The following is a 5,883-nucleotide window of genomic DNA, read 5'->3' as shown; positions in this document are numbered from 1 at the left end:
CTTGAGTTTGACTATGTTTGAAACAACACCTTTAAATCAACTACTTACGCCGCTATCAAATTTATCTGATGGTGAAAATCAACCAGAACAGATGTCTCTCCTATGAGAAACGTTGGGACACTACTGATTCTGTATGTACTGTGTTTGGATTGATTTAAACGTTGGCATCAGCTAAAAATAAAGATTCTACTGCGCAGTAAAATGCGCGAAAGTTAGTGCAAAGTTTATGCTAATTGCATTTTTAATATGCTTGAGCGAGCAGCGATTTAATTTGAAATAATGGCAGTATTTAAGTGGCACTCAGGTATTTAAAATGATTAATTTATTTTTGACATTATCTCGATTTCAAAAGCAATGCATTGCTGCTTGTGCGGATATGTTTTTTTTGCCCTTAATGTTTGCCGCGGCGTTGTGGATGCGGTTTGATGTGGTCAATGTTACTTTGCTCAAGCAATTTCTTCTTGTCATCATTGCTGCTCCAATTATTGCTATCCCAATTTTTATTCGATTAGGCTTATATCGCGCAATAATTCGATTTGTGGAACAAAAAATTGTCATTGTCATTATGTATGGGGTGACCATCACTGTTTTATCTTTGTTGTCACTGGCAATTTTTTTGAAAATTGAGATTTTATCGCGCGCGGTATTTGGGATTTTTTGGCTAAATGCGGCGATGTATATGCTGGCAAGCCGTTTTTTAGTACGCTCTTTTTTACTGAAACGCAATCATAATCGCAACGCGATTCGGGTTGCTATCTATGGTGCAGGTCGCACTGGCGTACAAATGGCGACAGCACTTCGAACCAGTCAAGAATATCGGCCGATGTTTTTGATCGACGATAAAAAAGAATTGCAAGGTACAACAATAGCGGGCATTCGTGTTTATCCTTCGACTGATTTATCTGGTTTAATTAAAAAAAATCGTGTCCAGGAAATTCATTTGGTTATGCCATCGATTTCTAAAAAGTCACAAAAAGTGATTTTAGATTGGCTGGAAAAACTGCACATTAAAGTGAAAGTAACCCCGCCGATTCGTGATTTACTCAAGGGTGAACTCAGCGTTAAGGATATTCGGGAAATTGAAATTGAAGATCTGCTCGGACGTGATCCGGTTGAGCCTAACCCGCTCTTAATTAGCGCGTGCATCACCGGAAAAACCGTGCTCGTTAGTGGTGCTGGCGGTTCTATTGGATCTGAATTATGTAGGCAAATCCTACGCCAGAAACCAGCACGCCTGATCATGTTGGATACCTCTGAATTTGCACTATATACAATAGAAAAAGAATTATCTAGCTTTAAGCAAAGCCACTCTTTAGCGATCCATATCATGCCATTTTTAGGATCTGTGCTTGATACCGTCAAATGCCAAGGAATTTTAACAACTTTTTCCGTACAGACGGTATATCATGCTGCTGCTTATAAGCATGTACCTCTGGTTGAGCAAAATCCGATAGAAGGAATCCGTAATAATGTGTTCGGCACTTTAAGTATTGCGCGTGCTGCGATGAATGCAGGCGTAGCTAACTTTGTCTTGATATCGACTGATAAGGCTGTTCGACCAACGAATGTGATGGGTTCAACCAAGCGGTTGGCAGAATTGATTTTGCAGGCATTCGCCGAGAAAGAATCATGTACTCGTTTTTGTATGGTGCGGTTTGGTAATGTGCTCGGATCTTCAGGTTCTGTCGTACCATTGTTTCGTCAGCAGATTATGGCGGGTGGTCCAATTACCTTAACGCACCCGGATATCACTCGTTACTTTATGACTATTCCAGAGGCGGCTCAGTTAGTGTTGCAAGCGGGTTCGATGGGAGAGGGGGGTGATGTGTTTGTGTTGGATATGGGGGAGCCCGTAAAAATTATAGATCTAGCTAAGCGCATGGTGCGTTTAAGTGGCTTATTACTTAAATCGGAAAGCTTGGATAACAAAGCGATTGATATTCAGCATGTTGGCTTGCGGCCAGGCGAAAAATTATATGAAGAATTATTGATCGGTGAAAATGTAGATGGAACTGACCATCCTCTGATAATGCGAGCACAGGAAAATAGAATTTCATGGCTGATATTGCAACAAATTTTAGATAAATTAGATGCAGCTTGCCGAAGCTTTGCTTATGAAGAAGTACGTGCTTTGCTATTGGAAGCGGTCCGCGAATATCAACCGCAGTGCGGTATTGAAGATATGGTCTGGAGTGAACAGCTCAAGCAACAACAACATCAGACACAGGCTTTAAACCAACACCCGTTTCAAGGTGGGCATTTATTGCATTAATGATTTTTATATGATTTTTTAATGCTAACTGCTAACTGCTAACTGCTAACTGCTAACTGCTAACTGCTAACTGCTAGCTTTGTAGCAATGACATTGCCTAGTGAATACTGTAACATCCCGTTTTGTTTTAAAATTTTTCTTGATTACCATGGTTAACTCCGCACCCTTTATGTCCACAGACCCGCAACCCTCTATTTTTTCATTACTTAAGCGTCATATTTGGCGATTTGCTGTTGTAGGAATCGTATGCGCTGCAATTGCGCTTGGCACAGCAATGTTGCGCCCACTGCAATGGAAAGCAGATTTGTTGTTTCAAATCGGGCAAGTTGGCAATGCTGCTGGAATCTTGATTGACCCTAACAATGTAGTGCAACGCATTAAATTCCCAGGGTTTGCAGCTCAAATATTGAGTGCGTTGAATTTACCTGAAGATTTAAATGCAGATCCGCGTTCGAAGCTTATAAGTTCTTCATTTACCGCTTCTGTAGTGAAGGGAGGGAGTCTTATTAATTTATCAGTGAATGGTTTCTCTAAAGAAGATGCAATAAAAAATTTACAAGCATCTTTTTTATTAATAGAAAAAGAACATGAGCAGCTACTGACACCACTCGTTTCCCGTTTAAAGAAAAATTTAGATGAGGTGAATGAAAATATTTCAAAAATTGAAATTGAGCGCCAGAGTATTTTTGAACCTATTTCGAAAATAAATACACCGGCCATGATAGACAAGAAATTTTCAGAAAGTATTGTGCTGGTTAATACTCTGAAAGTGAGAGATAGTGAATTACACGGATTACACGATCAAAAAAATAGTATTGAAGATCAATTGAATCCTTCGCACACTTTTAATACAAAAATTTTTGATAAAATTTTTGTATCTTTTAATCCTGAATCGCGAAATATCAGTACTTTTACATTACTGGGTTTATTGTTTGGTTTGATTTTTGCTGGAATTTGGGCTGTTTTAAACGATAAAGAATTATTAGTTGCGCTGCATGGTTTATTTTATGATTCGAATGAGATTTCTACTTAATACATCTAATAAATTAATTGAAACTTAAAACGATCATGTAACACGATTGCAAAAGCTACAGCATTCATAAAACAGGATCGGGAAATGATTTAGTAGCACTATTGGAAAGGGTAAAGACGCTTTATTAAGCAAGGGGGGGCTTGTATTGGCTAGTGGATTTGGAACAAATCTATCCCTGTAACTATGGCAGTATGAAAATAATTGCTGCCAGTCTATGATAAGTCAATGATTTATTGATTCACTAACAACCCGCATGTTGGCATGTATCCGTGAGATATTAATTATCTCAACACCACACGATACATCCCGTGTTTAAGAGTTATTCGGTAATGGTAATCAAGGGGATTCAACTTAGTTATGCAGTTCAGCCAACGCTAGATGAGGTGAGCAGGTAATTCAGACAGTAGGTATTCCTCACTTAATTCTGTGTACTAGTTGCGTGTATGGAATGTGGGGAAAATTTCTAACTTGCTATACTGCGCTTGGTTCAGGAAAAGAAGAGTTGCATATAGTTTGACCAATATTGTGCTCCTACTTAGAGCCGGATAATTGCAGTCACCGCAAATATTGTTGCACACGCCAAAGGCGCACAAAATGCATATGAGTTTATGATGGAGCGCACTGGAATCTATCATTTAACAGCATAAGGCCAAACAACTTGGTATGGATTTTTCTGAGGCCACACTGAATAGTGTTTATTTGTAACTAAAATTTCGGTGGCGAATATGAAAGCAGTGAATATCTTCTTCTTGCTATGCGCCCTCAACATTCAAGTATGTCCACAGAGAAGCTTGCCGCATATTTTTGCACATCTCCGAATTGGCTGGTGGCAATATAGTTTTGCCTAAAGTAAATGAAAAATTATATATGTAATATCTAATGTGTAAAAAATTATTATCCAATACGGGATATCTCGTGGTTGGTGGCGTTATATCAGATCGTTATTTTATCGAGGGTTTGGATGGAAATTCTCTTAGCATATCGATTTTTGTTGCAAAAAATTAAGCGTAAAGAAGATAGGTTATTGCATGCTCATTCGAAATACTTTTTACAATTTATTGGGTTTGGGACTACCCTTATTGGTAGCAATTGGTTCCATGCCTGTGCTTATACATCATCTCGGAGATTCTCGTTTTGGCGTGTTGACCCTTATATGGGCGGTAGTTAGTTATTTTGGACTGTTTGATTTAGGACTTGGTCGAGCGCTTACGCAGCAGTTGTCTCTTTTTATAATAGAAAAACGTGATCATGATATTCCATCATTGATTTATACCAGTTTTCTGCTATTGCTTGGTTTAGGTATATTTGCTGGTTTGCTCATGTGGTTGGGCGCTAAATGGGGAGCAAATCAAATGGCCTATGGTGGGGATGTAAATGAAATTATCGGCTCCATACATATAATGGCAATTGCAATGCCATTCATAGTCTTGACGTCAGGTCTGAGAGGAATTTTGGAAGCTAAGTTGGCATTTGGTGTTATTAATCTAATTCGATTTCCTATGGGGGTTTTTACTTTCATTGGCCCATTGGTCGTAGTGCTTTGGTATAAAAATGACTTAGTCTCTGTTACTGCAGTGCTTACTATAGGGAGAATTATTGCGTGTTTTGCCCATGGTTATTATGCAGTAAAAAAATTACCCAAAATGTTAAGCGATAGACGATATAGCCCTAATCTTTTTAGATCATTAATGGTATCTGGTGGCTGGATGACTGTCAGCAATATTATTAGTCCTCTTATGTCTTATCTAGATCGTTTCCTAATTAGTGTAACTATTTCGGCAGCAGCGGTTGCATATTATGTGACGCCAAATGAGATGGTAACCAAAATATGGATTATTCCTGGAGCATTGACTGCGGTATTGTTTCCAAGGTTTTCTGCCCCCATTGGAGATATTGCAAATTCGGAAATATTAACTTTATTTAGGAGCAGCGTTTTTTATCTTGTATTAATTATTGCACCAATTACATTGATGATTTCGTATGCGAGCCAAGATATACTTTCTCTATGGCTAGGGTATGCATTCGCAGAGAAAAGCGAAAACCTTTTGAAAATATTTGCCTATGGGGTATTGCTCAGCAGTATTGCGCAAATTCCATTTTCCTTGCTGCAGGGGAATGGTAAATCCTTCATAACGGCGAGAATCCATGTTGCTGAATTTCCAGTTTATTGTTTAATGCTTTGGCTGGGAGGGACTTACTTTGGCTTAATAGGAGCTGGATTGATTTGGCTATTAAGAATTAGCGTTGATACATATTTGATGTTTTATTGCTCATTTCAAATATTTGATCTGAAGTTTAAAGAATTATTGGGTATGAAATTTGTGATTTTGATGTTGCTGATTACTTCTTCATTTTTGCTATCTTTAGTTAATGATGGAATATTGAGATTGTTTTTGTTTATATTTTCATTGATCTTGATCGCTATATATATATGGCGAATTTTTCTTTCTGTTAATGAGAAATTATTTTTTTTGAAAAAAATTAAAAATTTGACGGGAAATATAAATGCCTAATCCTGCAAAAGGATGCAAAATTTTATTTTATTGCGCATTATTTTTTTTATTTATCGGTGAATTTA

3 protein-coding genes are annotated in these 5,883 nt (G+C 37.9%); all 3 read left to right on the top strand.

From position 1 onward, the window contains the following. Positions 1-313 precede the first annotated feature (313 nt). The 3 genes from S2091_RS23575 (at position 314) to S2091_RS23565 (ending at position 5,818) form a co-directional block, all read left to right on the top strand. The gene (locus S2091_RS23575; RefSeq protein ID WP_105534424.1) at positions 314-2,272 is read left to right on the top strand and encodes a polysaccharide biosynthesis protein; all 1,959 of its coding nucleotides are present in this window, start codon (positions 314-316) and stop codon (positions 2,270-2,272) included. A 100-nt stretch (positions 2,273-2,372) separates the two neighbouring features. Next, a complete protein-coding gene (locus tag S2091_RS23570) occupies positions 2,373-3,305 on the top strand; it encodes a hypothetical protein (protein ID WP_133166975.1) in 933 nt (310 codons plus the stop codon). A gap of 1,028 nt (positions 3,306-4,333) precedes the next feature. Next, positions 4,334-5,818 (top strand): oligosaccharide flippase family protein, encoded by a 1,485-nt coding sequence (locus S2091_RS23565; RefSeq protein ID WP_105534422.1) that lies wholly within the window; start codon positions 4,334-4,336, stop codon positions 5,816-5,818. Positions 5,819-5,883: the final 65 nt, after the last annotated feature.

The organism is Solimicrobium silvestre, from assembly GCF_002976435.1.
Classification (GTDB): Bacteria; Pseudomonadota; Gammaproteobacteria; order Burkholderiales; family Burkholderiaceae_D; genus Solimicrobium; species Solimicrobium silvestre.
Note: the sequence above shows the minus strand (reverse complement) of the source record. Positions and strands in the feature narration are given on the sequence as shown.